26 protein-coding genes are annotated in these 25822 nt (G+C 67.9%); 15 read left to right on the top strand and 11 right to left on the bottom strand.

Going from position 1 to position 25822, the window contains the following annotated elements; genetic code table 11:
- Window positions 1–103 precede the first annotated feature (103 nt).
- Window positions 104–469 carry a winged helix-turn-helix domain-containing protein gene (locus tag BN1959_RS05235; RefSeq protein ID WP_079978608.1) on the bottom strand — a complete coding sequence of 122 codons (366 nt, stop codon included), beginning with the start codon at window positions 467–469 and terminating at the stop codon, window positions 104–106.
- A 138-nt stretch (window positions 470–607) separates the two neighbouring features.
- On the opposite strand from BN1959_RS05235, the gene BN1959_RS05230 reads away from it, so the two are divergent.
- Window positions 608–1243, top strand: a complete 636-nt coding sequence (locus BN1959_RS05230; protein ID WP_053947643.1) for a helix-turn-helix domain-containing protein — start codon at window positions 608–610, stop codon at window positions 1241–1243.
- 78 nt (window positions 1244–1321) lie between these two features.
- Window positions 1322–1786 (top strand): pyridoxamine 5'-phosphate oxidase family protein, encoded by a 465-nt coding sequence (locus BN1959_RS05225; protein ID WP_053947642.1) that lies wholly within the window; start codon window positions 1322–1324, stop codon window positions 1784–1786.
- Here the strand turns inward: BN1959_RS05225 and BN1959_RS05220 are convergent, their stop codons facing one another.
- Both BN1959_RS05220 and BN1959_RS05215 read right to left on the bottom strand, forming a co-directional pair.
- Entirely contained in the window at window positions 1787–1924 is a 138-nt protein-coding gene (locus BN1959_RS05220) for a DUF7560 family zinc ribbon protein (protein WP_053947641.1), read from the bottom strand.
- A gap of 500 nt (window positions 1925–2424) precedes the next feature.
- Window positions 2425–3471: a M42 family metallopeptidase gene (locus tag BN1959_RS05215; RefSeq protein WP_053947640.1), complete on the bottom strand. Its 1047-nt coding sequence runs from the start codon at window positions 3469–3471 to the stop codon at window positions 2425–2427.
- 138 nt (window positions 3472–3609) lie between these two features.
- On the opposite strand from BN1959_RS05215, the gene BN1959_RS05210 reads away from it, so the two are divergent.
- Together BN1959_RS05210 and BN1959_RS05205 are read left to right on the top strand one after the other, a co-directional pair.
- A complete protein-coding gene (locus BN1959_RS05210) occupies window positions 3610–3873 on the top strand; it encodes an MTH865 family protein (RefSeq protein ID WP_053947639.1) in 264 nt (87 codons plus the stop codon).
- Window positions 3874–4293: 420 nt separating this feature from the next.
- A complete protein-coding gene (locus BN1959_RS05205; RefSeq protein WP_053947638.1) occupies window positions 4294–5352 on the top strand; it encodes a glycosyltransferase in 1059 nt (352 codons plus the stop codon).
- 1 nt (window position 5353) lies between these two features.
- Here the strand turns inward: BN1959_RS05205 and BN1959_RS05200 are convergent, their stop codons facing one another.
- Together BN1959_RS05200 and BN1959_RS05195 are read right to left on the bottom strand one after the other, a co-directional pair.
- Entirely contained in the window at window positions 5354–6061 is a 708-nt protein-coding gene (locus BN1959_RS05200) for a plastocyanin/azurin family copper-binding protein (protein WP_053947637.1), read from the bottom strand.
- A gap of 148 nt (window positions 6062–6209) precedes the next feature.
- Window positions 6210–6857: an FAD-dependent oxidoreductase gene (locus BN1959_RS05195; protein WP_053947636.1), complete on the bottom strand. Its 648-nt coding sequence runs from the start codon at window positions 6855–6857 to the stop codon at window positions 6210–6212.
- A 159-nt stretch (window positions 6858–7016) separates the two neighbouring features.
- Between BN1959_RS05195 and BN1959_RS05190 the strand changes: the two genes are divergently transcribed.
- Window positions 7017–8768 (top strand): 2-oxoacid:acceptor oxidoreductase subunit alpha, encoded by a 1752-nt coding sequence (locus tag BN1959_RS05190; protein WP_053947635.1) that lies wholly within the window; start codon window positions 7017–7019, stop codon window positions 8766–8768.
- Window positions 8765–9628 (top strand): 2-oxoacid:ferredoxin oxidoreductase subunit beta, encoded by an 864-nt coding sequence (locus BN1959_RS05185; RefSeq protein ID WP_053947634.1) that lies wholly within the window; start codon window positions 8765–8767, stop codon window positions 9626–9628. The genes BN1959_RS05190 and BN1959_RS05185 overlap by 4 nt, the downstream gene beginning before the upstream one ends.
- 12 nt (window positions 9629–9640) lie before the next feature.
- On the opposite strand, the gene BN1959_RS05180 is transcribed toward BN1959_RS05185, so the two are convergent.
- The gene (locus BN1959_RS05180; RefSeq protein WP_053947633.1) at window positions 9641–11026 is read right to left on the bottom strand and encodes an MATE family efflux transporter; all 1386 of its coding nucleotides are present in this window, start codon (window positions 11024–11026) and stop codon (window positions 9641–9643) included.
- Window positions 11027–11264: 238 nt separating this feature from the next.
- Here BN1959_RS05180 and BN1959_RS05175 point away from each other — a divergent pair, with 238 nt between their 5' ends.
- The 3 genes from BN1959_RS05175 (at window position 11265) to BN1959_RS05165 (ending at window position 14354) form a co-directional block, all read left to right on the top strand.
- The gene (locus BN1959_RS05175) at window positions 11265–12497 is read left to right on the top strand and encodes a digeranylgeranylglycerophospholipid reductase (protein WP_053947632.1); all 1233 of its coding nucleotides are present in this window, start codon (window positions 11265–11267) and stop codon (window positions 12495–12497) included.
- 160 nt (window positions 12498–12657) lie between these two features.
- Window positions 12658–13509 (top strand): aldo/keto reductase, encoded by an 852-nt coding sequence (locus tag BN1959_RS05170; RefSeq protein ID WP_053947631.1) that lies wholly within the window; start codon window positions 12658–12660, stop codon window positions 13507–13509.
- A gap of 101 nt (window positions 13510–13610) precedes the next feature.
- Window positions 13611–14354, top strand: a complete 744-nt coding sequence (locus BN1959_RS05165) for a hypothetical protein (RefSeq protein ID WP_053949323.1) — start codon at window positions 13611–13613, stop codon at window positions 14352–14354.
- On the opposite strand, the gene BN1959_RS05160 is transcribed toward BN1959_RS05165, so the two are convergent.
- The 3 genes from BN1959_RS05160 to BN1959_RS05150 form a co-directional block, all read right to left on the bottom strand.
- The gene (locus BN1959_RS05160) at window positions 14351–15490 is read right to left on the bottom strand and encodes a DUF373 family protein (protein ID WP_053947630.1); all 1140 of its coding nucleotides are present in this window, start codon (window positions 15488–15490) and stop codon (window positions 14351–14353) included. The two genes, BN1959_RS05165 and BN1959_RS05160, sit on opposite strands and share 4 nt — an antisense overlap.
- 82 nt (window positions 15491–15572) lie before the next feature.
- The gene (gene sppA / locus BN1959_RS05155) at window positions 15573–16583 is read right to left on the bottom strand and encodes a signal peptide peptidase SppA (protein ID WP_053947629.1); all 1011 of its coding nucleotides are present in this window, start codon (window positions 16581–16583) and stop codon (window positions 15573–15575) included.
- A 167-nt stretch (window positions 16584–16750) separates the two neighbouring features.
- A complete protein-coding gene (locus tag BN1959_RS05150) occupies window positions 16751–17674 on the bottom strand; it encodes a coiled-coil protein (protein WP_053947628.1) in 924 nt (307 codons plus the stop codon).
- Between the two features lie 281 nt (window positions 17675–17955).
- Here BN1959_RS05150 and BN1959_RS05145 point away from each other — a divergent pair, with 281 nt between their 5' ends.
- Both BN1959_RS05145 and BN1959_RS05140 read left to right on the top strand, forming a co-directional pair.
- The gene (locus BN1959_RS05145; RefSeq protein WP_053947627.1) at window positions 17956–18429 is read left to right on the top strand and encodes a DUF371 domain-containing protein; all 474 of its coding nucleotides are present in this window, start codon (window positions 17956–17958) and stop codon (window positions 18427–18429) included.
- A 46-nt stretch (window positions 18430–18475) separates the two neighbouring features.
- Window positions 18476–19339: an endonuclease III domain-containing protein gene (locus tag BN1959_RS05140; protein WP_053947626.1), complete on the top strand. Its 864-nt coding sequence runs from the start codon at window positions 18476–18478 to the stop codon at window positions 19337–19339.
- 24 nt (window positions 19340–19363) lie between these two features.
- Here the strand turns inward: BN1959_RS05140 and BN1959_RS05135 are convergent, their stop codons facing one another.
- The gene (locus BN1959_RS05135; protein ID WP_053947625.1) at window positions 19364–21295 is read right to left on the bottom strand and encodes a beta-CASP ribonuclease aCPSF1; all 1932 of its coding nucleotides are present in this window, start codon (window positions 21293–21295) and stop codon (window positions 19364–19366) included.
- 186 nt (window positions 21296–21481) lie between these two features.
- Between BN1959_RS05135 and BN1959_RS05130 the strand changes: the two genes are divergently transcribed.
- Together BN1959_RS05130 and proS are read left to right on the top strand one after the other, a co-directional pair.
- Entirely contained in the window at window positions 21482–22009 is a 528-nt protein-coding gene (locus BN1959_RS05130; protein ID WP_202594643.1) for an 8-oxo-dGTP diphosphatase, read from the top strand.
- A 46-nt stretch (window positions 22010–22055) separates the two neighbouring features.
- Entirely contained in the window at window positions 22056–23540 is a 1485-nt protein-coding gene (gene proS, locus BN1959_RS05125) for a proline--tRNA ligase (RefSeq protein WP_053947624.1), read from the top strand.
- Between the two features lie 28 nt (window positions 23541–23568).
- Here proS and BN1959_RS05120 read toward each other — a convergent pair whose 3' ends face one another.
- Complete coding sequence (locus BN1959_RS05120) at window positions 23569–23886, bottom strand: DMT family transporter (protein WP_053947623.1); 318 nt, start codon at window positions 23884–23886, stop codon at window positions 23569–23571.
- A gap of 89 nt (window positions 23887–23975) precedes the next feature.
- Between BN1959_RS05120 and BN1959_RS05115 the strand changes: the two genes are divergently transcribed.
- Entirely contained in the window at window positions 23976–24704 is a 729-nt protein-coding gene (locus BN1959_RS05115; protein ID WP_053947622.1) for a competence/damage-inducible protein A, read from the top strand.
- 54 nt (window positions 24705–24758) lie between these two features.
- Entirely contained in the window at window positions 24759–25751 is a 993-nt protein-coding gene (locus tag BN1959_RS05110; RefSeq protein WP_053947621.1) for an NAD-dependent epimerase/dehydratase family protein, read from the top strand.
- Window positions 25752–25822 lie beyond the last annotated feature (71 nt).

Genomic DNA, 25822 nt, shown 5'->3' with positions numbered 1-25822 from the left:
ATTATGAAGGGTTCGGCTCCCTGGACGGCGCGAGCCCGCGTCGTAAATCAGTTACTGCAATAGAGAACTCGATCGTCTGTCGACGAGATCCGCTCTCGGCTCGCTACTCGTCGCGCTCGACGACGCGAACTTCCGTCCCGCCGTCGCCGATGGACAGTTCGACGTGGTCGACGCTGCGGCGGTACTCGCTGGCGTGCTTGCCGGAGCTCCGGATGCGGACGCCCTCCCGGAGCAAGCCGGCGTCGACCAACCGCTCGATCTTCCGGTACGCGGTCGAAGAGGGGATGTCACAGCGCTCGACGATTTCGGTGGCCGAGAGGGGCTGCTCGCCGGTGACTTCGAGGACCGCACGGCAGTCGGGATCGTCGAGAACCGCGAGCAGATCGGTGATCTCGCTCTCCGCCTGGAGCAGTTCTTCGCCGGCAGTTTCCGGAGGACGGTTCTGTGTGGGCGGGACGGCGTAGCTCATACCCAACTGTGTGGGCCCTACTCCAACAAGCGTGAACCACGGATATCGTGGGGGGTTTATTAGGCCCTATCGCCCCGGCACGGTTCGGACGGCCCCCGGACCACCGCACTCAAGACCCACCGAACAGTAGGTGAGGGCATGAGTTCCGGTATCCGGGCGACGGTGACGTTCGACAGCCCGGCGGGCTGTCCTGTTGCCGGGTTCTCGCGAACGACGGGCGCCGTCGTCGAGAGTATCTCGACGAGCGTCTCTCCCGCGGGGGAGACGGTGACGGAGTTCCTCGTCGACGCGGACGAGGTGGCCGGCGACGCCGATCTGGAGCCGATCTTCTCGTACGGCACCGCGGACGTGTACCGGACCGAACACGTCGGCGACTGCCCGTGTGCGTGTCTGGGCGGGTTCGACTGCCCGATCCACCGCTACCTCGCCGACGGCGAGGAGCTCACGCTGGTGTTCCACGCCGCGGAGTTCGAGACGCTCCAAGACGCGATGGCGGCGCTGCGCGAGGAGTTCCCCTCCGCGGACGTCCAACAGCTCCTCCAGCCGCCGCTGTCGGGGAGCAACGATGACCGGCGGTTCGTCAACCGCGGGAAGCTCACCGATCGGCAGTTCGAGGTACTGCAGACGGCGTACCGGCAGGGGTACTTCGAGCGGCCCAAGGGGGCGAACGCGACCGAGCTCGCCGAGGAGCTGGGGATCTCTCAGTCGACGTTCACCGAACACCTCGTCGCGGCCCAACGGAAGCTGCTCGGCGACGTGTTCGCCGACGGGTAATCCGAGCAACCGTCGTCTCCGCTCGTCTGGCCCGATCGAAATCACTTAACCCCAAGCTCCGTTTGAGTCGAGATACAGATGCCACTCGCCCGAGAGACCGAGATGACACCCGAGGAGACCGACGCGTTCCTCGGCGAGAACGAGACGGGAGTGCTCTCCCTGGCGGAGGACGACGACCCGTACGCGGCACCGGTCTCGTACGGCTACGACCCCGAGAAGCGGGCGTTCTACCTTCGGCTGGTCTCGACACCCGAGAGCGAGAAGCGTCGGTTCCTGGAGGCCAGCACCAACGCGCGGTTCGTCGTCTACGGCGACGACGCGGCGGGTGCCGAGGAGGTGTACCGCAGCGTCGTCGCCGCGGGGACGCTGTCGGAGATCGACCCCGCGGAGCTCTCGATCGACCAGATCGAACAGTACGGCGACGCGAAGCGGCCGCTGTTCGAAATCTGGGGCGAGCCGAAGGAGGATCTCGACATTCGACTCTACGAGTTCGAGACGACGAACGTGACTGGCCGGCGCACCGAGGTCGACCGCGACGCCTGATCAGATCTGCGAAAAGTGGTCGGTGTCGGCGGGCGCAGAGCAGACCGGGCAACCGTTCTTCATGATCGCCTCACGCATCGGTCCGTTGACCTCGATCTGCTGCCCACATTCCTGACAGACGTACTCGTACTCCTTCATCTGTTGGTCACTCGGGGACGGGTGTACTCGTGATTCGACCCTATCCGAGAAAGGGGTTTCCTCTTAGGAGTGGGTGTCGGCAAATCCCACCGCGTAGGAACGGGCCCCGGTTCGCGGCGTGTGCGGGGTCGAAAGCCGGCAGGAGCGGCCCCTCCACGCTCACACACGATCACGGCGTCGGCTCCGTACTGCGGCCCGGAGGCCGCAATCGGTCGTGCGCCGTCGTCGGTCACACACAATCACGGCGTCGGCTCCGTACTGCGGCCCGGAGGCCGCAGTCGGTCGCGCGCCGTCGTCGGTCACACACGATCACGGCATGGGTTCAGTGACCGCGCGACGGAGCGCGCAGTGGCTCGTGCGCCGTCGTCGGACTACGTGCGACTGGCAGTCAGAAGCTCCGCTTCTGACAACGTCACCGGAAGCCGACGGCTTCCGGTCGCCCGAGGGACGGAGTCCCTCGATGGCAGACGAGAGTCTCCGACTCTCGTCGACGTGGTCGGTTACAGCGAGTAGTCGTGCTCGCCGTCCTCGCTCTCGAGGAACGCTGTCAGCAGGTCGATCGTGGCGCGGATGTCGTCGCCGTTGGCGGTCTCGGTGACCGTGTGGAGGTAGCGTGTCGGGATCGAGATCGCGCCGACGGGTTTGGCGCCGTTGGTGTTCTGGAACCCCGCCGTGTCGGTGCCGCCGGAGGGGAGCACCTCGATCTGGTGGTCGATCTCCTCGTCCTCGGCAACCGAGCGGAGGCGCTTGTGGACTTTCGGCGTCGTGATGACGGAGCTGTCCTTCAGCTTGATCGCGGCACCGTCGCCGAGCGTCGTGACGTGCTTGTCCGCGCTGACGCCGGGGATGTCGCTCGCGATCGTCACGTCGAGCGCGATCGCGAGGTCCGGATCGACGTCGACGCCGAGGGCGGTCGCGCCGCGGAGCCCGACCTCCTCCTGCACCGTGGCACAGAAGTGGATCGTCGCGTCGGGGTTCTCGATCTCCCGGGCGGCTTCGAGCATCGCGAACAGGCAGACGCGGTCGTCGAGCGCCTTCCCCGTGACCGAGTCGCCCATCTGCACCGTCGTCTGATCCATCGTGACGAGGTCGCCGACGCTCACGAGCTCTTTCACTTCCTCGGCGTCGCGGCCGAGGTCGACGACGCGGTCGCCGACTTCCTCCTCGCCGTCGGGCTCCTCGTCGAGCGTGTGCGGTGGGACGGAGCCGAACACGCCGGTCACGTCCTCCTCGCCGTGGACGGTCACGCGCTGGGCGCGCAGCACACGCGCGTCCCAGCCGCCGAGCGCGTCGATCTTGAGGAAGCCGTCGTCGGTGACGTGCTTGACCATGAAACCGATCTCGTCCATGTGGGCGGCGACGGCGACGGAGTAGTCGGCGTCGCCCTCAATCGTGCCCACGACGTTGCCCATCGCGTCGGTGCGGACGTCGTCGGTGCTCGTTTCGAGTTCCTCGCGCACCAGATCGCGCACGCGGTCCTCGTAGCCGGGGACGCCCCGTTCCTCGGTTAGCTCCTTCAGCAGGTCGAAGTCGAAGTCGAACGCCATACCCCGTAGCACCGGCCGAACCGTCTAAAGCGGGGCGGTTCCGGCCAATCGTCGGGGGTTCTCCCCGCCGAGGGAACCCACGGGAGGTTCTCCCGCGTTTCGGAAACGCTTATCCGGCGTTCGGCGGCATTGGGGAGTATGGTCGACGAGGAAACCGAACGCGAACTCCGCGCACAGCTCACCGACGCCTTCGAGGGCGCCGACTTCCCGGTCGACAGTCAGATGGACCTCGTGCCCGCGCTCCCCGAGGGACCGAGCACGCGGTTCGAGGCCGGCGACGTGTCGTTCACCGCGATGGAGCTGGCCGCCAAGCTCGGCGGGCAGCAGGAGTTCCCCTACAGCGACGTCGACTCTCTCGTCGAGGACGTGCTGGAGGGGCTGGAAGCCGAAGGGATGCTCTGACCGACACGGCGAAGTTCCTGCCGGAGCCTCCGTGCTCCAGTACAGACACTCCGCGGTAATCGTGCTGTAAACCGATACGGCGACGTTTCTGCCGAGACCGCCGTCTCTCGGCGACAAACTCCTCGACCAACCGTAGCGCTGGGACCGTTCGCCCGTCGCGCCGGGAGAGTTCACCCGTCGCGCCGTGCCGTGCCCGCGCTCAGAGGAAGAAGATCATCAGCACACCTGCACCAATCACCAGTACCAGCCACGCTACGATGAGGATGAACAGTTGCTTCGCGTACCGTTGATCGTCCTCGGTGGATAGGTTTGCCATTGACGACAATAGCCGTTCGCCCCTTACTTAGGTATCGGTGCCGAACGCCGCCGGGCCAAAACGAGTCGGGGCTGTTTTTACCCCCCGGGAAGCAACCTCACGCCGTGCACGTCGCGTTCGTCTCCATGGAGACCGCCCACAGCGTCGAGCGTCGGGGGCTGGAGCGAGCGCGCCGGACCGCCCGCCTGCTCGCCGATCGCGGACACGAGGTAACGTACCTCTGTGCGCAGTGGTGGGGCGGCGACGCCGTGCCGACGTTCGAACACGAGGGGATCGAGTACCGGCGAGTGACCAGAGAGCCCGCGACTGGGGCGTTCGCGGCGAAACTCCCGACCGCGCTGTGGCGCGCGGGCGCCGATGCCATCCACGCGGTCCACGGGCCGCCGCGACACGTCGCCGTCGCCGAGAAAATCGGGACGATGCTCCGGACGCCCGTGCTCGTCGACTGGTTCGGCGACGGCGCGACCGAACCGGGGAGCCAGACGCGGGCCGCGAGCGCGGGCGACCTCGTCACCGTCCCCTCGGAGCTGATCCGCACGCGGGTCAGGGAGCACGGCGCCGAGGACGGCTCGGTTCGGGTCGTGCCGGAGAGCATCGACCTCGAGATGATCCGTGAAACGCCAGCCGACGACCGCTTCGACGTGGTGTACGCCCGCCGGCTGGACGAACACGCCAACGTCGGGACGCTCCTGCTCGCGCTCGCGGAGCGCCGGCGGCGGGACTGGTCGGCGGCGATCGTCGGCGACGGCCCCGAGCGCGAGGCCGTCGAGACCGCCGCGCGGGAGCTCCGCATCGACGACCGGGTCACCTTCACTGGCGCGCTGCCCGAGCGCGAGCGCGTGAGCATCTACAAGGGCGCCCACGTGTTCGCCCAGACTGCGGGCGTGGAGCCGTTCGCGACCGAACTCCTCCGCGCGCTCGCGTGTGGCTGTCTTGGCGTTGTCGAGTACCAGGCCGACTCCAGCGCCCACGAACTGGTCGAGGGCGTCGACCGCGGCCGCCGGGTCACCAGCCCCGAGGAGATGGCCGAGGTGATCACCGCGGCCGGGAACGTCCCACGCCGGGAGTACAACGAACTGTTCGAGCGGTTCGGTCACGACGCTGTGGTCGAGACGTACGTGGACTGCTACGAAGCGATCCGGGAGAGAAGCGGACTGTTCTAGCCTACTCCTCGTCCTCGTGTCCGGGGCTGTCGCCGCCGAACTGGAGGAAGAAGTACGCGATCAGCAGCGTCGCGACCATCGCGAAGGCGGCGCCGACACCCAGCGTCTTCGCGCTGTCGGGCACCGCGGGTCCGGTCGGCGCCGGCGTCTCGATACTCTCGACGACTTCGACTGACCCGACCATGCCGACCCCCTCGTGGGGGATACAGAAGTACTCGTGCGTACCAAGCGTCTCGAAGGTGTACTGGTAGCTCTCGCCGCCGGGGATGTCTCCCTGTTCGGGGTAGGCGTCCCGCGCGGGCTGCTCGGCGTCGAACCCGCCCGAGGCCCAGTAGTCGGCTCCGTCCGGAATGTTGTCCTCGTAAGCCGTCACGCTGTGGCCGACCGTCCCGACGTTCTCCCAGACGACGGTGTCTCCGACCTCGATCTTGATATCTGCCGGGTCGAACACCAACTGGTCGGTCATGTCGACGGTGTGGGTGGTACCGCCGCCGCCCCCACCACCGCCACCGCCGCCCTCGGTGCCGGTCGCGGTGCCGCCGTCGGTACCCGTTGAGGTACCGGTGTCAGTCCCGGTCGCGGTCCCGTTCGGCGTCGCGGTCTCGGTTCCCTCCTGTGCCGCCGCGGTCCCGGCCGCCATCGACGCGGCGGCGCCGGCGGTGCCCGCGCGAATGAACGAGCGGCGAGAAAGGGCGTCGTCGTTCTCCATACACCCGGCTTGTAGACGCCCGATAGTGAATACTTTGGTTCGGTCCGGGCGAGACACGTCTCCGACGGGAGTGTGCGCCCCACCACGGCGGCGGTGCGGTCGCGGTGGCGGTGGACGCCTCGCGCCGGCAGTCGTCGCCGTGACCGGCCTACCCGAAGTTCTCGACTTTCGCCCCCTCCGCGTCGCCGCCCGCAGCTTCGATCGCGTCGGTCGCCGACTCGACGAACTCGGCGAACCCGTAGACGAACACGCCCTCCTCGTCCGCGCCGGTCACGACCGAACCCACCGCACGCTCGAAGGCGGCGGCGTCGGCGTCCTCGCCCAGCAGCGTCACGTCCGCGCCGGCGTCGACGAGCGCGTCGAGGCGCTCCTCGTGGGCCGGCTCGCCGTCGTAGCGGTACACGACCGCGGCCTCGGCGTCGTTCTCGACTGCGGCCTCGGCGATCGCGACTGCGGCGCCGATCCCCGGCCCGCCCGCGAGAACGACCGCTCGCCGTTCGCCCTCGTAGTAGTCGTCGCCGAACGGGCCGGTGACTTCGACCTCGTTGCCCGACTCGAGCGCCGCGAGATAGTCGCTGAACGGGCCGCTCTCCGGGGCAACCTCGACAGTGATCTCGAACGTCTCGCCGATGCCCGGCGAGGAGAGCGTGTAGAAGCGGGCGTACTCCTCGTCGTCGATCTCACCGGAGAGTCGAACGAACTGGCCGGCGAGCCCCTCGAACCCCTCGGGCGTGTCGAACGTGAGCGTGAACGTGTTCGGGCCGACCGACTCGCGGCCGACGACAGTCGCGTTCATACCGCGACTTTCGCCGCCGCGCTAAAGCCGCTTTCCTTCGCGGGCGCCGGAGTTGGGGAACGAACGGTCGGTTTCGCCGTGTCTTACACGGTCGAAACTGACCGAGTGACCGGACGCTTCAGAAGGTTTTTGCGCGGGCCGTTGGTAGTTCGTGCCAGCATGCCTGCGGACTTCAACTGGGCCATCGGCGGGGAGGCCGGCGATGGCATCGACTCCACCGGGAAGATCTTCGCGAGAGCGCTCTCCCGGGCCGGGCGACACGTGTTCACCTCGAAAGACTTCGCTTCACGTATCCGGGGTGGGTACACGGCGTACAAGGTTCGAACCGCCATCGACCCGGTGGAGAGTACGGTCGACCGCCTCGACGTGCTGATCGCGCTGACCCAGCGCACCGTCGACGAGAACATCGACGAACTCCACGAGGGGTCGGTGATCATCTACGACGGCGAGCGCACGTCGATGCAGGACCTCGAGATCCCCGACGAGATGGTGGGGATGGACGTCCCCCTCAAGTCGCTGGCGGAGGAGGCCGGCGGCGCCATCATGCGCAACATCGTCGCGCTGGGGGCCGCCTGCGAGGTCACGGACTTCCCGATCGAGCATCTGGCCTCCTCGCTGGAGAAGCGCTTCAGCGACAAGGGCCAGTCGATCGTCGAGAACAACAAGACCGCCGCCGAGCTCGGCGCGGAGTACGTCGGCGACAACTACGCGACCGAGAGCGCCGAGTTCGAGTACGAACTGGAAACCACCGACGAGGACTACGTCCTGATCAACGGCGACGAGGCGATCGGGATGGGGGCCATCGCGGCCGGCTGCCGGTTCTACTCGGGCTACCCGATCACGCCGGCGACCGACGTGATGGAGTACCTGACCGGGCGCCTCGAGCACTACGGCGGCCACGTCGTGCAGGCCGAGGACGAGCTCTCGGCGATCAACATGGCGCTGGGCGCGGCCCGCGCGGGCGCACGGTCGATGACCGCCACCTCCGGCCCCGGGATCGACCTGATGTCCGAGACGTTCGGGCTGGTGGCCCAGAGCGAGACGCCGCTGGTGATCTGTGACGTGATGCGCTCGGGCCCCTCGACGGGGATGCCGACCAAGCAGGAGCAGGGCGACCTCGACATGACGCTGTTCGGCGGCCACGGCGAGATCCCGCGGTTCGTGATCGCGCCGACCACCATCTCGGAGTGTTTCTGGAAGACCGTCGAGGCGTTCAACTACGCCGAGAAGTACCAGACGCCCGTCTACCTGGTGTCTGACCTCGAGATGGCGGTCACCGAGCAGACGTTCCCGCCCGAGGCGTTCGACATGGACGAGGTCGAGATCGACCGCGGGAAGCTCGTCGACGAGGACGAGATCGACGAGTGGCTCGACGACGAGGGGCGCTTCCGGGCCCACGCCGCCACCGAGGACGGCATCAGCCCGCGCGCGAAGCCGGGCACGACCGACGGCGCCCACATGTCCACCGGGCTCGAACACAACGAGCTCGGCCGGCGGACCGAGGACACGGAGATCCGCGTCGAGCAGGTCGACAAACGCCAGCGGAAAGTCGAGACCGCCCGAGAGCGCGAGGACTGGACTCCGCGGGAGTTCGGCAACGCCGACGCCGACAACCTCGTCGTCTCGTGGGGGTCGAACGAGGGGACCATCGTCGAGGCGATGGACCTGATGGGCGAGGACGACCCCGAGTTCCGGTTCCTCTCGGTGCCGTACCTGTTCCCGCGGCCGGACCTCTCCGAGGCGTTCGAGGCCGCCGAGCAGGTCGTCGTCGTCGAGTGTAACGCGACCGGGCAGTTCGCGGACGTGCTGGAGCACGACACGCTCCAGCGCGTGGATCGAGTGAACAAGTACAACGGGGTCGGGTTCAGAGCGGACGAGCTCGCCGACGAGATCACGGAGGTGCTCCAATGAGCAGCGACGTTCGATTCATCGACTTCAAATCTGACAAGCAGCCCACCTGGTGTCCCGGCTGCGGCGACTTCGGGACGATGAACGGCATGATGAAGGCGCTGGCGAACACGGGGAACGACCCCGACAACACGTTCGTCGTCGCCGGTATCGGCTGTTCGGGCAAGATCGGCACGTACATGCACAGCTACGCGCTTCACGGCGTCCACGGCCGCGCGCTACCCGTCGGGACGGGCGTGAAGATGGCCAACCCCGACCTCGAAGTGATGGTCGCGGGCGGCGACGGCGACGGCTACTCGATCGGCGCCGGTCACTTCGTTCACGCGGTGCGCCGGAACGTCGACATGAGCTACGTCGTGATGGACAACCGCATCTACGGTCTCACCAAGGGGCAGGCCTCGCCGACCTCGCGTGAGGACTTCGAGACGGCGACGACGCCCGAAGGGCCGAAGCAGCCGCCGGTCAACCCCCTCGCGCTCGCGCTCTCGGCTGGCGGGACGTTCATCGCCCAGTCGTTCGCCTCGGACGCCCAGCGCCACGCCGAACTGGTGCAGGAGGCCATCGAGCACGATGGGTTCGGGTTCGTCAACGTGTTCTCGCCGTGTGTCACGTTCAACGACACGGACACGTACGACTACTTCCGCGACAACCTCACGGACCTCGCGGAGACCGACCACGACCCCAGCGACTTCGACGAGGCCAAGGATCGCATCATGGACCCCGACGGCGAGTACCAAGGGATCCTCTACCAGGACGAGGAGTCCGTCCCCTACCACGAGGCCCACGGCGTCACCGAGGACATGACCGAGATCCCCGACGGCGCACCCGAGAACGCGACGGATCTCGTCCGCGAGTTCTACTGAGGTCGTCCCCGGCTACTCGGTCTCCGTTCCGCCCGCTTCTTCTCGCTCGGCGATCATCGACGCCGCAGTGTCGGCCCAGCCGCCCCAGTAGAAGCCGGCGCTAACGATACCTGCCCAGCAGACGTACGTCAGCACCATCCCGACGTAGACGCCGACCAAGCCGTAGCCGAGCGGGATGGCGAGCAGGTACGAGGCACCGAGCAGGAAGACGAACGTGCCGACGAGTCGGGCGTAGAACGGCGTCCGGGTGTCGCCGGCGCCCCGGAGCGCCCCTGCGAGCGGGAAGAACACCCCGAAGAACGGCATCGACACGGCGAAGACGCGTGTGAACGCCACCGCGTACCCCCTCGTGGCGGGGTCGTTCGTGAACACGGCGACGATGCGCTCGGCGCCGGCGAACATCGCGATCCCCGCCGCCGTCAGTAGCGCGAAACTGAGGACGAGCAGCGAGACGGCGTTCCGTCGGGCCTCGACCGCCTCCCCCTCGCCGAGCGCTTGGCCGACGACGATGCTGGTGACGGTGCTGGCCGACCGGTAGAGCGGGCCGGTGAGTTGCTGGTACACCCGTCGGCCGATGTGGTAGGCGGCGTTGGCCTCCGTCCCGAACAGCAACAGCAGGGAGTTGAACGGGAAGTTCGCGAGCGAGCTGCTCATCCCCTCCGCGAACGACGGCAGGCTGACTCTAACCACCTGCCGCGCGACGGTCGTGTCCCACGTCGGCTCCAACGAGAGCGCGGTCCGGGGCGTCGCGATCGCCGCCGCGACGAGGCCCGCCTCGATCGTCCGGCTGATGGCCGTGGCCAGACCGACGCCGACGATACCCATCCGCGGGAACTGCCAGAGGCCGAGACCGAGAGCGACCGTCAACACGGCGTTGACGAGGTTGACGCCGCCGTTGAGCACCATCGGCGTTCGTGTGTCGCCGGCGCCCTGGAGCGCTCGCGCGCCGACGAGGCCGACGATTCGCATGGGGGCGACGCCGAAGACGAGCGTGAGATAGAGGCCGCCGAGTCGGGCGACTTCCCGTTCCGCACCCAAGAGCGCGATGAGCGGTCGGGCGTAGAACAGCCCCACCGCGACGAGTGGGAGCCCGCAGAGCCCGCCGATGACAAGCGCCAGCGTGATGGCGCGGTCCCGGCTCACTTCGGCGTCGCGCCCGGTGTCCTGACTCGACAGCGTGATCGCGCCCGCACCCAGGCCCAGGCCAACCCGAAGCGGGAGTTGGGCGTAGAGGTCGGCCAACCCCACGGCAGCGACGGCCGCAGGGGAGAACAGGCCGGTGACGATGATGTCGACGGTCCGCATCAGCGTCGTGAACGTGTGCTGGACGGCGACGGGCCAGCCGAGACTGGCCGCGCGTCGCCAGATCCCCCCGACCTGTCGGCCGAACAGTTGCATCCAGCTCCCCAGACGGGACAGTGGGGTAACAAAACACGGATGGGAGCAAGCCTGCGGGTGTTTCGGTAGCGAAGCCGTGACTCAGTCGGGACCGAGCCCGTACGGGAGATCACGGCGGGCCGATTCCGGTCGTTCCGCTCCATCCGAGCCGGTGGGAACTGCCGGCGTACGCCACGGATTCGCAGCGTTGGCTGCGGAGTTAGCAACACTCATTACGGACACGGCGTTTCGTGTGTTCATGTCCGACCGTTTTGACGTGGTCATCGCCGGGGCCGGACCCGCGGGCGCACAGTGTGCCCGCGACCTCGCCCAGCGAGGCTACGACGTCGTCCTCCTCGAACTGGAGTCGGAGGACGAGTTCCCGCGTCAGAGCAACAAGTCGACCGCCGGCACGTTCCCGTCGATGATGGCTGCCTTCGGCGTCCCCGACGACGTGGTGATGAACTACACCGACGACGTGGTACTGGAGTCGCCGAACCGTCACTACGTCCAGAATCAGCCCGGCGCTGTACTGGAGTTCGCCGAGTTCAAGCAGTGGATGGTCGAGGACGCCCGCGAGAAGGGTGCGGAGGTGTGGTTCGACGCCCGCGTCTCTCGACCCATCAAAGAGGACGGCAAGCCCGTGGGCGTTCGCTACAACGGCGACGAGGAGGTGTACGCCGACATCCTCGTCGACGCCACCGGCCCCGCCGCGCCGCTGGCGAAGGATCTGGGCGTCAGCGACCTCAAACGCGGGAAGCAGGCCATCGGCGTCGAGTACGAGCTCGAAGGCGTCGAGATCGACCACCCCGACTACGCCGACCTGACCGACTCGATGATGCTCCGACTCGACCACGATCTCGCACCCGGCGGCTACTCGTGGATCTTCCACACCGGCGGCGACGAGGCCAAGGTCGGGATCTGCTACATCCAGAACGACAGCCACCAGCGTCACGGCAAGGAGGGGATGGGGATCGACGACTACCTCCAGTACTGGCTCGACACCGACCCCCGTTTCGAGGACGCCAAGCGCATCGAAGGGAAGGTCCACCGCGGCTCGGCCCACATCCAGACCCCGGGCGAGCTCAGCACTGACAGCTTCATGGCGATCGGCGACACCGTCCCCACCATCGACCCGCTTTGGGGCGAAGGGATCCACAAGGGGATGCAGTCCGGCCGCGCGGCGGCGACGACCGCCGACCGCTGTCTCACGCCCGAGGACCCCGACACGTCGGCGTCGGCGATGGCGGTGTACAACAAGCTCTGGCACAGCGAGGTCGCCCCGCGGGCCCGCGAGCGCCTGCTCATGACCGAACTGCTGTATCTCGCGCCGAACTCCCGGTACGACACGCTGATGGCCGACCTGAACGAGACCGAGGAGGAGACGCTGGCGAAGGTCAACGCCGGCGACGTCGGGGCGATGCGGAAGCTACTCCACCTGAGCGACGTGCCGCTGCTCGCGAAGTTCGCACGCGAACGGCTCTCCGAGTAGGCGGAATAGACGACGGCGCGCGACCGACTGTGGCCGTCGTACCGCAGTTTCAGAGCCCATGGCGTCGTCGTGTGTACCGATCTCGGCGCGCGACCTGCCGCGACCGCTCGACTGCCCCGGCCGCAACGGCTTTTCCTCGCAGGAGCCACTATCTGCGTACATGAGCGAGACACCGACCGGCGACGAGATCGCGACGGCCGAGGACTGCCCGCGCGCAAGCGGCATGCCGATGCTCGGCATGGGGACGTGGGAGCTGACCGACGAGCAGACCTGTCCCGAGGCGGTCGCGACCGCGCTGGAGATGGGGTACCGCCACGTCGACACCGCACAGGCGTACGGCAACGAACATCTGGTGGGTGACGGGATCGCCCGCAGCGACGTCTACCGGGAGGACGTCTTCCTCGCGACGAAGATCTGGAACTCGGATCTGGGGTACGACGACGCGATCGACGCTGCCTACGACGCCGTCGACAACCTCGGCGTCGACGCCGTCGACCTGTTGTACGTCCACTGGCCGGCGGAGGCGTACGACCCCGCGGAGACGTTCCGCGCGTTCGACGAGCTGGTCGAGGAGGGGGTCACCGACCGCATCGGCATCTCCAACTTCGAGCCCGACCAGATCGAGGCGGCACAGGCGGCGGCCGACCACGAGATATTCGCCCACCAGTTCGAGTGCCATCCGCTACTCCAGCAGGAGGCGGTCCGCGAGACCACGAAGGAGCACGACATCGAGCCCGTCGCGTACTCCCCGCTGGCCCGTGGCGAGGTGTTCGGCAACGAGGTCATCAGCGACATCGCGGGTTCCCACGGCGTCAGCGAGGCGCGAGTGAGCCTCGCGTGGCTCCGCGAGCAGGGAGTCACCGCGATCCCGAAGGCATCCAGCGAGGCCCACCTCCACGACAACTGGGCGTCGCTCTCGCTCCAGCTCAACGACGGCGAGCTCGAAGCGATCGACGAGCTGGCGGAGAGCCGGCGGATGGTCGACCCGGATTTCGGCCCGTGGCACCGCTGAACTGTCGGAGAACTGTCGTCTGACGCCCGTCGGCCGCACCGCAACTTTCACCTCGGCGGGACTGCTCTTCTCGCTCAATGCAAGGGCAGCGAACCGGACTGATCGACGCCATCCGCATCGACGTCGCCCGCCTCCACGCGACGTGGATGGAGCTGGTGTTCCCCCGACAGCTCGACCCCAGTAGCGTGCTCGGCCGCTGGGAGCCCGAAACCGGCGGCCAGAAGGCCGCCTACTACGCCTGGGCCGCGCTGGGGATCCCGCTCGTGATGATCGGCTACCCCCTCCTCCTGCTCGGCTTCGCGACGCGGTACTACGCCGGCAAGCTCGACTCCGCGACCACCCGACTGGGGATCGTCGGCGTCGTCCTCGTCGCCGCGGTGGCGTGGGGGCTGTTGACCGTGGGCGCGTGGGTCCGGCAGTTCTCGACGAGCGGGCTGATCGCCGTCGCCGCCGCGGGCGGGGTCGCGACCGTCTCCGCGGGGCTCGCGGTCGTGTTCTCCCGCCGTGGCGGACGCCTGACGAGCGTCCTGTTCGCCTACCCCGCCGCGACGACCGCGCTGTTTCTCCCGCCGGTCGTCGCCGCGCTGTACTCGCCGGCGCTGGCGGGCGTGCTCACGGGCAGCACCAACCTCGCGATCTGGATCCTCGACAACGTGCTCACCGTGGGCGGGCTGAACGAGATCATCCGGAGCCGCTTCGCGCTGGAGGGACCGGCGTACGTCGCGATGTGGTTCGGGATCGCCGTGCCGCTGGGCTGGCTGCTCGGCGCCGTCGTCGCGCTGGCGGACGTGATCCGACCGAAGCAGGAGGGGTCGAACGCCTCCGGTAGCGCGGGCCAGTTCTAGGACTGCTCGACGGTCTCGTCCTCGGTAACGCTCTCCTCCTCGACTTCGTCGGTGACCCGTGACGCCACCCGGACGCCGATCAGCGAGACGACGATGCCGGCGACGATGAACCCCAGCAGGCGCTGGCCCGGCTGGAACGTGATCTCGACGGTCCACACTGACAGCGTCAGGTGGGGGATGTCCGCCTGCTGTTCGAGGAAGTAGCCCGCGAAGCCACGGATCACCAGCCCGACCGCGACGACGCCAAAGGGGAGGTTCAACACCGGGGAGGAGAGCCCGTCGTCGCGGATGCGTTCGTCGATCAGCCGGCCCGCGGAGGCCGTCAGTGCCGCCAGTGCCAGCCACGGCACCGCGTCGTAGACGAACAGCACGGACTGGATCAGGACGGGTTCGGTGCCGGCCTCGGTCGCTGAGAGCCCGCCGAAGAACGCCCCGACCAGCGCCAGCCCGGCGCCGACGGCGTACGTGACGACGGAGACCTGCCCGGAGTACAGCGCCTCGCGCACCTGTTCGGGCGTGTTCTCCAGCCGATCGTCGATCGCGAGCCCCTTGTACAGCAGCACCGCGCCGAGCAGCGAGGCCAGCCCGGCCATCGCGATCTGGGGCGAGAACTGGATCGCGAGCGCGGGCAGTACGAGAAGGGCAACGCCCAGCGGCACCAGCACAGTCTGGCGCATCTCCTCGTCACCGAGGAACTGCTTGAGCAGGTAGTACGTCGACTCGATGTCGCGGGCCTGCCGGACGACGACGCGGTCGACGCTGTCGACGCCCACACGGGACTCGACGATGGGGACCACGCGCTCGTCCTCGGCGCTGTCGACGACGACGATCGATGAGTCGGGGTCGTAGCGCTCGATCAACTCGTCGATCTGTCGGGCGATCGCGCGGTCGGCGTTCACCCGCGAGTCGGCGCCGCCGGAGACCACCGCGACGGTCGCGTCGTCGCCGCTGTCGGTCAGATCGCGCGTGACACGGAGGGCTTCGAGCAGGCAGTTGACGCTCGCGTCCTCGGGGTCGGCGAGCCCCACGTCGGTCACGAGCGAGCGCACCGCCTCCCAGCCGGCGACGGGCATCGCCGCGCCCGTCTTGGCGCCGACGTCGTTCGAGCGGTCCACACAGAGGACCAGCGTGCTCACGGGCGGAGCGAGGGGCGCCGCGACGTTAAGCTTCGGGTCGGCCCCACAAGATCACACGAACGCTCGATCGGGGCGGGCACGCTCACGCCCGGAACCGGAAGTCGAGCCCCCCGTCCTCGCCGGTGACGCGGCTGGCGAGCCCGGCGCCGAAGGCGTACGCGACCGAACGTGCACCCATTCCCACGCGGGCGAGCGGGCCGCGCTGGGGTTCGAACTCCCGGACGGCGACCTCCTGACCGAGTTCCGTTTCGAGGCTGTCGGTGACGTCCTCGCGGGTGCCGATCTCGTCGATCAGCCCCATCTCGGCTGCCTCGGTCCCCAGGTAGATCCGGGCCTCGGTGTCCCGGATCTCCCCTTCGCTCAGCTCCCGGCCCTCGGCGACGCGGTCGACGAAGCGGTCGTACAGCCCGTCGATCAGGCTCTGAAGATACTTCCGTTCCTCGTCGTCGATCTCCTTCAGCGGCGTGCCGGCGTCCTTGTACTCGCCGGCGGTGAACTGCTCGTAGCTGACCCCCAGTCGGTCGGCGAGGTCGGCGACGTTCGGGCGGGAGCCGATCACGCCGATCGAGCCGACGATCGACGGCTCGCGTGCCCAGATCTCGTCACAGCCCGACGCGATCCAGTAGCCGCCGCTCGCACACACGTCGGTCGCGTAGGCGACGGTGGGGCCGTCGAACCGTTCGGCGGCGTTGCGGATGTCCTCGCTCGGGACCACCTCGCCGCCGGGGGTGTTGAGCTTGACGAGCAGCGCGTCGACCGCAGGATCGTCGTCGGCCCGATCGATCTGGTCGGCGATCTCGTCTGCGGTCGCGCCCACCGGGCCGCTCGGGATGGGGGCGTTGCCGCCGCCGTCGCGGGTGATCGGCCCCTCGACGCCGACCTCCGCGACGTTGTACGCCGGGAACTGGCTCCCGGCGACGTTGGCCAGCATCCGGACGGCGCCGGCCGCGAACGCAAACACGAGCAGGATCCCGAGCAGATCCGCGAGGTCCGCCGCGAACTCGACGAACAGCAGCCAGGCCGCCACCAGCGTGACGAGCGTGCCGCCGGCGACGAGGAGGAACCGTCCCAGTCGGTCGTTCGTGTCGGTCATGAGCGCTACTGCGGCGCGGTACTACAAAAAGGATGGCCGAAACGGCGGCGACGGCGTCACCAGAACGCGAAGCGTTCTGGTTGGCGAACGAGAGCCAGTGGCTCTCGTTAACGCCGCCGCTGGCGGCTCGTTGCGGCGTCGAAAAACGGAAGCGATTCTCCGAAACGTTACAGCAGGCCGGTCTTCTGCAGCTTCATCAGGTCCTCGGTGTCGAGGGTCTCGCCTTCCTTGAACTTCTGGTAGATCTCCTCGGCCTCTTCTTTCTCCTCTTCCATCTTCTGCTCGCGCTCGTCCTTGCGCTCTTCCTCTTCCTCCTTGTCGAGCTCGCGCAGGCGCTTCTGGACGCGGACGAAGTCCTCGTGGTGGCGGTCGGCCGCCTCCTGAGCCTCGACGAACAGCTCGTGCATCTCGTCGGCCTCGTCACGGATCTCGTCGGCCTCGCGGTAGGCCTCGATCATCTCGTTGTGGTGCTCCTGGGCCTTGTCCGCCAGCTCCGTCACCTTCTGGTGGTGCTGGCTGGCCTCCGAGCGAACCTCCTCGGCCTTCTCGATCTTCTCCTCGAGCTCGTCGCTCTGATCGACCTTCTCCTCGCGCTCGGCGAGCTGCTCGCGCTTGTCCTCGATCTTCTCGATGAGTTCGCGCTCCTCCTCAGCCGAGAGCACTTCGGTCTGCTGTTTGAACTCGAGGTCCTCGATCTCCTCGCGGAGCTCCTCGGCGTCCTTGCCGTCGTCGAGCTCGAGGTCCTCCTTCATCTCCTCGACCTCGTCGAACAGCTCGTTCGCGTCGGCGTTGAGCTCGTTCCGGCTCTCCTTGTGCTCCTGAACCTGCTCGTTGAGCTCGTCGCGCTGCTCGCGATGCTCCTGTGCCTCGTCGACCTTCTCGCGGGTCTTGGCGTTCAGATCGTCGCGCTTGGAGGCGCGCTCGGAGGCGATCTGGTTCAGGTCGTTCCGTCGATCCCGGAGCTGGCCGGCGAGCTTGATCAGCTCGCCCTTGGAGCCGTTCTCCAGCTTCTCCTCGGGGAGATCGACGTTGTCTTCTTCACTCAGTGCTTCGATGTCGTACTTCTCGAGTACGTCCTGTTTCGTTACCATGCTAATCGAACCTCTGTACCATCCGCCCTCCGGACACAGCGGACGCTCGTGGGGCCGCAGCAAATCGTGGATAAGAGTTCCCGATCATTCTGCGTGCGGTGCCACCAGCGCCGGAGGCGTTCTGGTACCTCAGCGTAAGGTAGTAGCGTAGTTAAATTCTTCGGTGGTTCACGGGTGTAATTGCGTCACACGGCCTCTACCGCCCGACACGGACTCACACACTCGTCGGGAGGTCGACCCGGTCCGGCAGACACTTCCCGGGGCGTCGCCGACCCGCAGGCATGAACGACGCGGACGCGACGAGCACCGAAACGGGCCACGTCGAGCGAATTCGCGCGCGTGGCCACGAGAACGTCTCCGGCGAGCACGGGAGCACCGTCGAGGTGACCACGGACGACTGGCTCACCCCCGCCGGCGACTGTATCGTCGGCGTCGAAGCCGACACGACCCCAGCCGACTTCGACGACACATTCGTCGACGCCTGCCAGTCGAGCGAAGCGACGATCACTGCCGAGTTCGCGGTCGACTCCGGCGGGGAGACGCTGACGGACACGATCACCGGCCGAGGCGACCCGGAAATCACCTTCGAGGGCGACCGGAGCCTCGTCGGCCGGACCAGCGAGTACGTCGACGGTCGAACTGTCTTCGTCGGCGCCGACGGCGCCGCCGCGGATCTGGACCGGGAGCTGATCGACGCGCTGGCCGACGGCGCGGCGCTGACGCTGACGCTGACCGTCGAACCCGGCGAGAGCTGACGGCGTTCGCCACGCAGTTTTTGGTCCCCCGACCGGACCGTTCGGTATGAACGACGACGCCGAGGAGCGTGCGGACGAGCCATCGAGGAACATCAGTGGCGGCCCGGACGGCGGCGGGGAAGCGGTCACGGCCGTCGACGACGGCGAACCAGCCAGTCGGGCCGAGGCAGTCGTCGACGAACTCGGCGAGATGTACTGGCAGAAGGCCTACGGCGGCCGGGAGGGGTTCGAGTGTCTGGTCCGGACGATCCTGAGTCAGAACACCAGCGACAAGGCCAGCCAGCCGGCCCACAACAGTCTCATGAGCCGGTACGGCTCGCCGGCGAGTGGAGCCGGCGAGGAGGGAGGTGACGAGACCGACCTCGCCGAGTCCCTCGCCGCCGCCGCACAGGACGAACTCGCCGAAACGATCTCCTCCGCAGGGCTGTACAATCAGAAATCGGAGACGATCATCCGCCTCGCCGGCCGCGTCGTCGAGGGGTACGGTGGCGCCGACGGCTTCGACGAGTTCGTGAAGTCCGGCGACCCCGGCGACGTCCGGGAGACACTCTTGGAGATGAAGGGCGTCGGCCCGAAGACGGCCGACTGCGTGCTACTGTTCTCCGGGGGTCGCAACGGCGTCTTCCCCGTCGACACGCACGTCCACCGGATCGCCCGCCGGATGGGGCTCGCGCCCGCCGACGCCGACCACGAGCAGGTCCGACGGGCCATCGATGCCGCCGTCCCCGGCGAGAAGTGCGGGTTCGGCCACACCGCGATGATCCAGTTCGGCCGGGAGTACTGCACCGCTCGCGAGCCGGCGTGTCTCGACGGCCCGGAGGCGTGCCCGCTGGTGGAGTACTGCGATCAGGTCGGCGTCGACGAACTGTCGGGCGAGGTCGTCGATCCGGCCGAGGTCGTCGACAGTTGAGACGCGTCGAAGGGGCCGTTACGGCTATTTGAACCGGAACGTCTCCAAGTTCTTCGGCGCGAACGTGCGCATGTTGAACTCGTGGTACAGCGCCGAGGAGAAGTCCTGCACGGAACTCTCGTCGCCGTGGACACAGAGCACCTTCTCCGGGCGCGGACTCATGTTCCGGACGAAGTTCATCAGCCCCTCGCGGTCGGCGTGGCCGGAGAAGCCGTCGACGGTCTCGACGTCCATCTTCAGCGTGAGCTTCGAACTGCGACCGTCGCGGCCGGATCCGAAGTCCGAGACGGGGATCTCGTCCCAGCCGTTCTGGATACGCCGGCCGAGGGTCCCCTGGGCCTGGTAGCCGACGAAGGTGAGCGTGGAGTCCTGATCGCTGCCGAGGTGGCGCAGCCACGACATGATCGGCCCGCCGGTGACCATCCCGGAGGTGGAGAGGATGATCGACGGTCCCTCGTCGACGACCTCCTGGCGCTCGTCCTCGCCGCCGTCGATGTGGTTGAACTGTTCGGCGAGGAACGGGTTCTCGTCCTCGTGGAAGATGCGGTCCTGCAGGTCGTCACGCAGGTACTCGGGATAGGTGGTGTGGATCGCCGTCGCCTCCCAGATCATCCCGTCGAGGTGGACCGGCATCTCCGGGATCTTCCCGGTCCGCATCGCCTCCTCGATGACGAGCATGATCTCCTGTGACCGCCCGACCGCGAACGCCGGGATCAACACCTTCCCGCCCTTCTCGTGGGCTTCGTTGATCACCTCGATCAGCCGGCGTTCGGAGTCCTCCTGATCGGTTTGGTAGTCGTTCCGGCCGCCGTAGGTGGACTCCATCACCAGCGCCTCGACCCTGGGGAAGTCGTTGACCGCGCCGTTGAACAGCCGCGTGTCGTCGTAGTGGATGTCGCCCGAGAACGCGACGTTGTACAGCCCGTCGCCGACGTGGAAGTGCGAGACGGCCGAGCCGAGGATGTGGCCCGCGTTGTGGAACGTGAGCTTCAGGTCGGGCGCGATGTCGGTCACGTCGCCGTACTCCAGCGGGATGCAGTGCTTGATGGCCTCGCGCACCTGCGCGGAGTCGTACGGGGGCGTGCGACCCTCCTTCGCGGCCACGTCGAGGTAGTCGAGCGTGAGCAGCCCCATCAGGTCCCGCGTCGGCTCCGTGCAGTAGATCGGGCCGTCGTAGCCGTACTTGAAGAGGAGAGGGATCAGCGCGGAGTGGTCGAGGTGGGCGTGGGTCAGCACGACCGCGTCGAGGTTCTGGGCGCCGGCGCCCAGCGCCTCGGGGATCTGGAGGTACGGCACCTCGCCCTCGGCACCAGGCTTGTCGCCGCAGTCGACCAGCACGCGCGTCTCCGCGGTGTTGAGGATGAACGCGGCGCGACCGACCTCGCGACAGCAGCCTAGCGTGGTGATCCGGACCCACTGCTCGTCGGCCATCTCCTCGCGGTGAATCTGCCGGCCGACGCGTTCGAGGATCTCGCGGCGCTCCTGCCGTTCCTGCTTCAGGAAGTTCCGGACGTTCGAGACGGTGGAGGACTCGATCGGCGGCGTGCGGACGACCTCGGGGGTCCAGCCCACTTCGCGGGTGATCTCCCGGAGCGTGGAGCCGTGTCGGCCGATCACCATACCGGGCTTCTCGGCCTCGATGACGACCTCGCCGGTGTCCTCGTGGAAGTCCAGGTCCTCGACCCCGGCTTCCTCCGGGATCACGTCCATGACCTTCTCGCGGGCCTCGGCGGGCCGCGAGAGCACGTCGGGATCCGGGCGGACCGTGATGCGCTTGCGAAGCTTGGAGGCGAGCTGGCGGACCAGGTTGCCGTCGCCGGCGAACTCCTTGGGGTCGCGGGTGTAGACCACCAGCTCCGGCCCCTCGTACTTCACGTCGGTAATGGAGATCGTGGACGGGATCTCTGCCTCGATCTCACTTTTCAACTCCTCGAGTTGCGTATCTACTTGACTCATATGTCGAAGACGCTCGCGTCGACAGCGTACCCGACGCGAGAGTGGCGGTGATTCTCTCCGGTGTAGCCGCGCGGGAAAGTACGGCGAGAACCCGCTTACCCGGAGGTATTTCCGCGCGGCAGTAAAAGCCTTCCCAAACCGGTAGCGGGGCGACATCCTTTTTCCCGTGCCGGCCAACCCCCGGGCGTGTTCGAGGACGACCCCGTCGGCGAACTGCCCGCGGCGACGCTGTGTCACCTCGTCGTCGGTGCGGCCGGCGACGAACAGTCGGCCGGCGACGAGGACACTGAAACGCTCCTCATCCACAAGAAACGCGGCGTCGGCAGCGGGCAGTGGGTCGGCCCCGGCGGGAAAGTCGAGGAGGCCGAGACGCCCAAGGAGTGCGTGGTCCGTGAAGTCCGCGAAGAGGTCGGTATCGACGTGCTCGACCCGGAGAAGGCCGGGGAGTTCGTCTACCGCTCGGACGACTGGGACGCCGTCGTCCACGTGTTCCGCGTGACCGAGTACGCGGGCACGCCCGAGGAGACCGACGAGGCCGACCCCGAGTGGTTTTCCGTCGACGACCTCCCGTTCGACGAGATGTGGCCGACCGACCGCGAGTGGCTGCCCGTCGTACTCGACGGCGGGACGTTCCGTGGGCGGTTCGTCTACGAAAACAGCGAGCCGCGGGACGTGACCGTCGAGACCGGCGTGCCGTTCCCGGGCGAGCGCTGACGGGTGCTTCGGACGTTTTAAGCCGTGACCACCACTTCGTCGGCGTATGAGCGACGACGACCAGACGCTCGGGATCACCGAGTCCAAGGAGTACGCGACCGGCGACTGGTACGCCGAAGTCTGTCGGAAGGCGGGGCTGACCAACTACGGCCCGGAGGGGATGTCCGGGTTCATCGTCGCCCGCCCGCGGGCGTACGGCCTCTGGGAGCGAGTACAGGGCGAACTCGACGCCCGGTTCAAGGACACCGGCGTCCAGAACGCCTACTTTCCGCTGTTCATTCCCGAATCCTACCTCGAACGCGAGAAGGACATCGTCGAGGGGTTCGACCCCGAAGTCGCGTGGGTCACCCACGGCGGCCACGAGGAACTGGAGGAGCGGCTCGCGGTCCGACCCACCTCCGAGTCCATCATCGCGCCGTACATGTCTCAGTGGATCCGCAGCCACCGTGACCTCCCCCTCCGAGTCAATCAGTGGGCCTCGGTGGTTCGCTGGGAGGCGACAGAGACGAAGCCGTTCTTCCGCACCAAGGAGTTCCTCTGGCAGGAGGGCCACACCGCCCACGAGACCGACGAGGAGGCGTGGGAGGAGACGCTCACCCGCCTCGACCAGTACGAGGAGGTGTACGAGGACGTGCTCGCGATCCCCGTGATGCGCGGGCAGAAGCCCGACCACGACAAGTTCCCCGGGGCCGACACGACGACGACCGTCGAGGCGCTGATGCCCGACGGGAAGTCGGTGCAGGGCGCGACCTCCCACCACCTCGGCCAGTCGTTCGCGGAGGCGTTCGACATCACCTACAGCGACGAGGACGAGGAAGAGCGCGTCGCCCACACGACCTCGTGGGGGTTCTCCTGGCGTTCGCTGGGCGCGCTGATCATGACTCACTCCGACGAGCAGGGGCTCGTACTCCCCCCGACGCTCGCGCCCGAGCAGGTCGTGATCGTCCCCATCTACCAGTCCGACACCAAGGAGGAAGTGCTCGACTACGCCGAGGGCGTCGCCGACGACCTCGAGGACGCCGGCGTCCGCGTCGAACTCGACGACCGCGACGAGCGCAACCCCGGGTTCAAGTTCAACGAGTGGGAGCTCAAGGGCGTCCCCGTCCGCTTCGAGATCGGGCCCCACGAGGTCGAGGACGGCGAGATCACGGCGGTCCACCGCCCCGACGGCGAGGAGGTCACGCTCGAGCGCGACGGCGTCACCGAGTCGGTCCGTGACGAACTCGACACCGTCTACGCCAAGCTGTTCGCAGAAGCGGAGGAGAACATCGAGGAGAACGTCCGCGACGCCGACGATCGTGCGGGCATCCTCGGCACGCTCGGCCAGCACGGCGGCTACGTGAAGGCGCCGTGGTGCGGCGACGAGGCCTGCGAGGAGGAGATCGCCGACCAGATGGCCGCCGAGATCGTGATGGTTCCGTTCCCCGACGACGAGGAGAAACACCACGACGACGTGCTCGACGACGACGCGGCGTGTGCGGTCTGTGGCGACGACGCCGACGAGACGGCGTACTTCGCGAAGTCCTACTGAGCGCTCGCAGCCTCTCTCGAACTCGTTTTCAGGTCGAGACCGAGTGGAGTCCGACGATACCCACGACGATCACGCCGATGAACGCCAGCCGCGAGGCCGTCGCCGGCTCGTCGAACAGCGCGATCCCCAGCAGGGCGGTTCCGACCGCACCGATCCCGGTCCAGACCGCGTAGGCGGTTCCGACGGGAAGCTGTTCAACGGCTTTCGCGAGCAGGATCATCGACGCCACGAGTGCGAGCACGGTACCCGCGGTCGGAATCGGCTTCGTCAGCCCGTCGGAGTATTCCAGTCCGATCGCCCACGCCACCTCGAACAGCCCCGCCGCGAGCAGGAGGTACCACGCCATACCCGCGACTGGACGGTCGCCGGCCATAGCTCCCGTGATCCCGCACCGGTGTCGAACCACTCAGGGGGCTGGCTGCCCTCAGTTCGCGCATGGAGGTGGCTATCGTCACGGTCGGTGACGAGATCCTCGCCGGCGACACGCGGAACACCAACGCCGAGCGGGTCGCTCGCCGGCTGCACGAACGCGGTGCGACCGTCGCCCGGATGCTCACGATCCCCGACGACCGCGAGTTGATCGCGGAGATCGTCGACGACTGGCGCCGCGAGTTCGACGCCGTCGTCGTCGGCGGCGGCCTCGGCGGCACCCACGACGACGTGACGATGGGCGCCGTGACCGACGCGTTCGGCCGCGAACTCGTGCTCGAAGCGGAGGTCCGGGAGGACCTGCTCCAACAGATGGCCGACTACGAGGGCGTGGACCGCGCCGACCTCGATCCCGACGAGATCGACCTCGATCTCGAAGCGTGGGGAGCGACGCCCGCCGGTGGACGACCCCTCCTCAACCCCGTGGGGCTCTGTCCGGGTGCGGCCGTCGAGAACGTCTACGTGTTCCCGGGCCCGCCCGCGGAGTTCGAGGCGATGTTCGACCTCGTCAGCGGGGAGTTCGGCGGCGACGCAGTGAGCGAGACGCTCGCGACGACCGCGCCGGAGGGCTCGCTAACCGACACGCTCGCGGAGTTCCGCGAGCGGTTCGACCTCGTGGTGGGGAGCTACCCCTCCACCGAGGGGACCAACCGCCTGAAAGTCACCGGGCGCGACCCCGACACCGTCGCCGAGGGGATCGAGTGGCTCCGGGAGCGCGTGTCGACTCCGGAGTAGCCCCTCGACTGCCGCGGAGCGCGTGTTTTTGCCGGCGGCGTCACAGTTCTACCCATGTCCGACACCGCACTCGTCGTCGGTGGTACCCGCTTCGTCGGCCGCCACACCGTCGAGGAACTGCTCGATCACGACTACAGCGTCACGCTGTTCAACCGTGGGGAGTCCGACGACCCGTTTACGGACCGCACGGGCGTCGAGGCGGTCCACGGCGACCGAGCCGACCGGGAGGCGCTCGAAGGCGCTCGCGACACCGCCGAGCCGGATATCGTGATCGACACCTGCGCGTACCACCCCGGCGAGGTGGAGACCGCAACCGAGGTGTTCGCCGACGCCGACGCGTACGTCTACGTCTCTTCCGGCTCGGCCTACGACGCGCCGGACGTGCCGCTGCGCGAGGGCGAAACGGCGCTCCACGACTGCACGCCCGAGCAGGCGACCGACGATTCGCCCGAGAGCTACGGTCCGCGGAAGGCCGAGGGCGACCGCGTCGTCGCCCGCGCAGCCGAGCGGGGGGTGAACGCGATGGCGGTCCGGCCGATGCTCGTCTACGGCCCCCACGACTACACCGAGCGCTTCGCCTACTGGACCGACCGCGTGGCGGAGTACGACGAGGTGGTCGTCCCGTTCGACGGCGACAGCCTGCTCCACCGTTCCTACGTCGGAGACGTCGCGAGCGCGCTCCGGATCGTCGCCGAGGACGGCGAGCCCGGCGAGGCGTACAACGTTGCCGACCGGAACACGTTCTCGCTCTCGCAGTCGCTCGAACTGGCCGCCGACGCGCTGGATACGGAAGTCGAGATCGTCCAGACGGGGCCGAGTGATCTCGCGGCTGCGGGGGTCGACGCGACGGACTTCCCGCTGTACTCCCCGGAGCCTGCGCTGGCGGCGACTGAGAAGCTGGCTGCATTGGGGTGGGAGTCGACTGATCCGTTTGAGGCGGTGGCGGGGACGGCTCGCGCGCACCGCGAGCACGGGCGCGGCGGCGTCGAGAACGGTCCGGATCGGGAGACGGAGGAGGAGATTATCGAGGCAGTTCGGGAGGAGTGAGTGGGGGTTTCCACAATTCGACCGCGAACAGCCTCTCGACGCTAGACCACTTGTGACTGCACCGCCCCGCA

The sequence above is a fragment of the Halolamina sediminis genome, assembly GCF_001282785.1.
GTDB classification, from domain to species: domain Archaea; phylum Halobacteriota; class Halobacteria; order Halobacteriales; family Haloferacaceae; genus Halolamina; species Halolamina sediminis.
This window is presented reverse-complemented; position numbering and strand designations above follow the sequence as displayed.

Bases quoted from the DNA above. Each gene is read 5' to 3' on its own strand.
- BN1959_RS05145 (WP_053947627.1), top strand. From the start codon at position 17,956: ATGAACGACGCGGACGCGACGAGCACCGAAACGGGCCACGTCGAGCGA.
- BN1959_RS05200 (WP_053947637.1), bottom strand. From the start codon at position 6,061: ATGGAGAACGACGACGCCCTTTCTCGCCGCTCGTTCATTCGCGCGGGC.
- proS (WP_053947624.1), top strand. From the start codon at position 22,056: ATGAGCGACGACGACCAGACGCTCGGGATCACCGAGTCCAAGGAGTAC.
- BN1959_RS05135 (WP_053947625.1), bottom strand. From the start codon at position 21,295: ATGAGTCAAGTAGATACGCAACTCGAGGAGTTGAAAAGTGAGATCGAG.
- BN1959_RS05230 (WP_053947643.1), top strand. From the start codon at position 608: ATGAGTTCCGGTATCCGGGCGACGGTGACGTTCGACAGCCCGGCGGGC.
- BN1959_RS05190 (WP_053947635.1), top strand. From the start codon at position 7,017: ATGCCTGCGGACTTCAACTGGGCCATCGGCGGGGAGGCCGGCGATGGC.
- sppA (WP_053947629.1), bottom strand. From the start codon at position 16,583: ATGACCGACACGAACGACCGACTGGGACGGTTCCTCCTCGTCGCCGGC.
- BN1959_RS05185 (WP_053947634.1), top strand. From the start codon at position 8,765: ATGAGCAGCGACGTTCGATTCATCGACTTCAAATCTGACAAGCAGCCC.
- BN1959_RS05215 (WP_053947640.1), bottom strand. From the start codon at position 3,471: ATGGCGTTCGACTTCGACTTCGACCTGCTGAAGGAGCTAACCGAGGAA.
- BN1959_RS05175 (WP_053947632.1), top strand. From the start codon at position 11,265: ATGTCCGACCGTTTTGACGTGGTCATCGCCGGGGCCGGACCCGCGGGC.
- BN1959_RS05150 (WP_053947628.1), bottom strand. From the start codon at position 17,674: ATGGTAACGAAACAGGACGTACTCGAGAAGTACGACATCGAAGCACTG.
- BN1959_RS05110 (WP_053947621.1), top strand. From the start codon at position 24,759: ATGTCCGACACCGCACTCGTCGTCGGTGGTACCCGCTTCGTCGGCCGC.
- BN1959_RS05195 (WP_053947636.1), bottom strand. From the start codon at position 6,857: ATGAACGCGACTGTCGTCGGCCGCGAGTCGGTCGGCCCGAACACGTTC.
- BN1959_RS05225 (WP_053947642.1), top strand. From the start codon at position 1,322: ATGCCACTCGCCCGAGAGACCGAGATGACACCCGAGGAGACCGACGCG.
- BN1959_RS05235 (WP_079978608.1), bottom strand. From the start codon at position 469: ATGAGCTACGCCGTCCCGCCCACACAGAACCGTCCTCCGGAAACTGCC.
- BN1959_RS05180 (WP_053947633.1), bottom strand. From the start codon at position 11,026: ATGCAACTGTTCGGCCGACAGGTCGGGGGGATCTGGCGACGCGCGGCC.
- BN1959_RS05210 (WP_053947639.1), top strand. From the start codon at position 3,610: ATGGTCGACGAGGAAACCGAACGCGAACTCCGCGCACAGCTCACCGAC.
- BN1959_RS05140 (WP_053947626.1), top strand. From the start codon at position 18,476: ATGAACGACGACGCCGAGGAGCGTGCGGACGAGCCATCGAGGAACATC.
- BN1959_RS05220 (WP_053947641.1), bottom strand. From the start codon at position 1,924: ATGAAGGAGTACGAGTACGTCTGTCAGGAATGTGGGCAGCAGATCGAG.
- BN1959_RS05115 (WP_053947622.1), top strand. From the start codon at position 23,976: ATGGAGGTGGCTATCGTCACGGTCGGTGACGAGATCCTCGCCGGCGAC.
- BN1959_RS05170 (WP_053947631.1), top strand. From the start codon at position 12,658: ATGAGCGAGACACCGACCGGCGACGAGATCGCGACGGCCGAGGACTGC.
- BN1959_RS05120 (WP_053947623.1), bottom strand. From the start codon at position 23,886: ATGGCGTGGTACCTCCTGCTCGCGGCGGGGCTGTTCGAGGTGGCGTGG.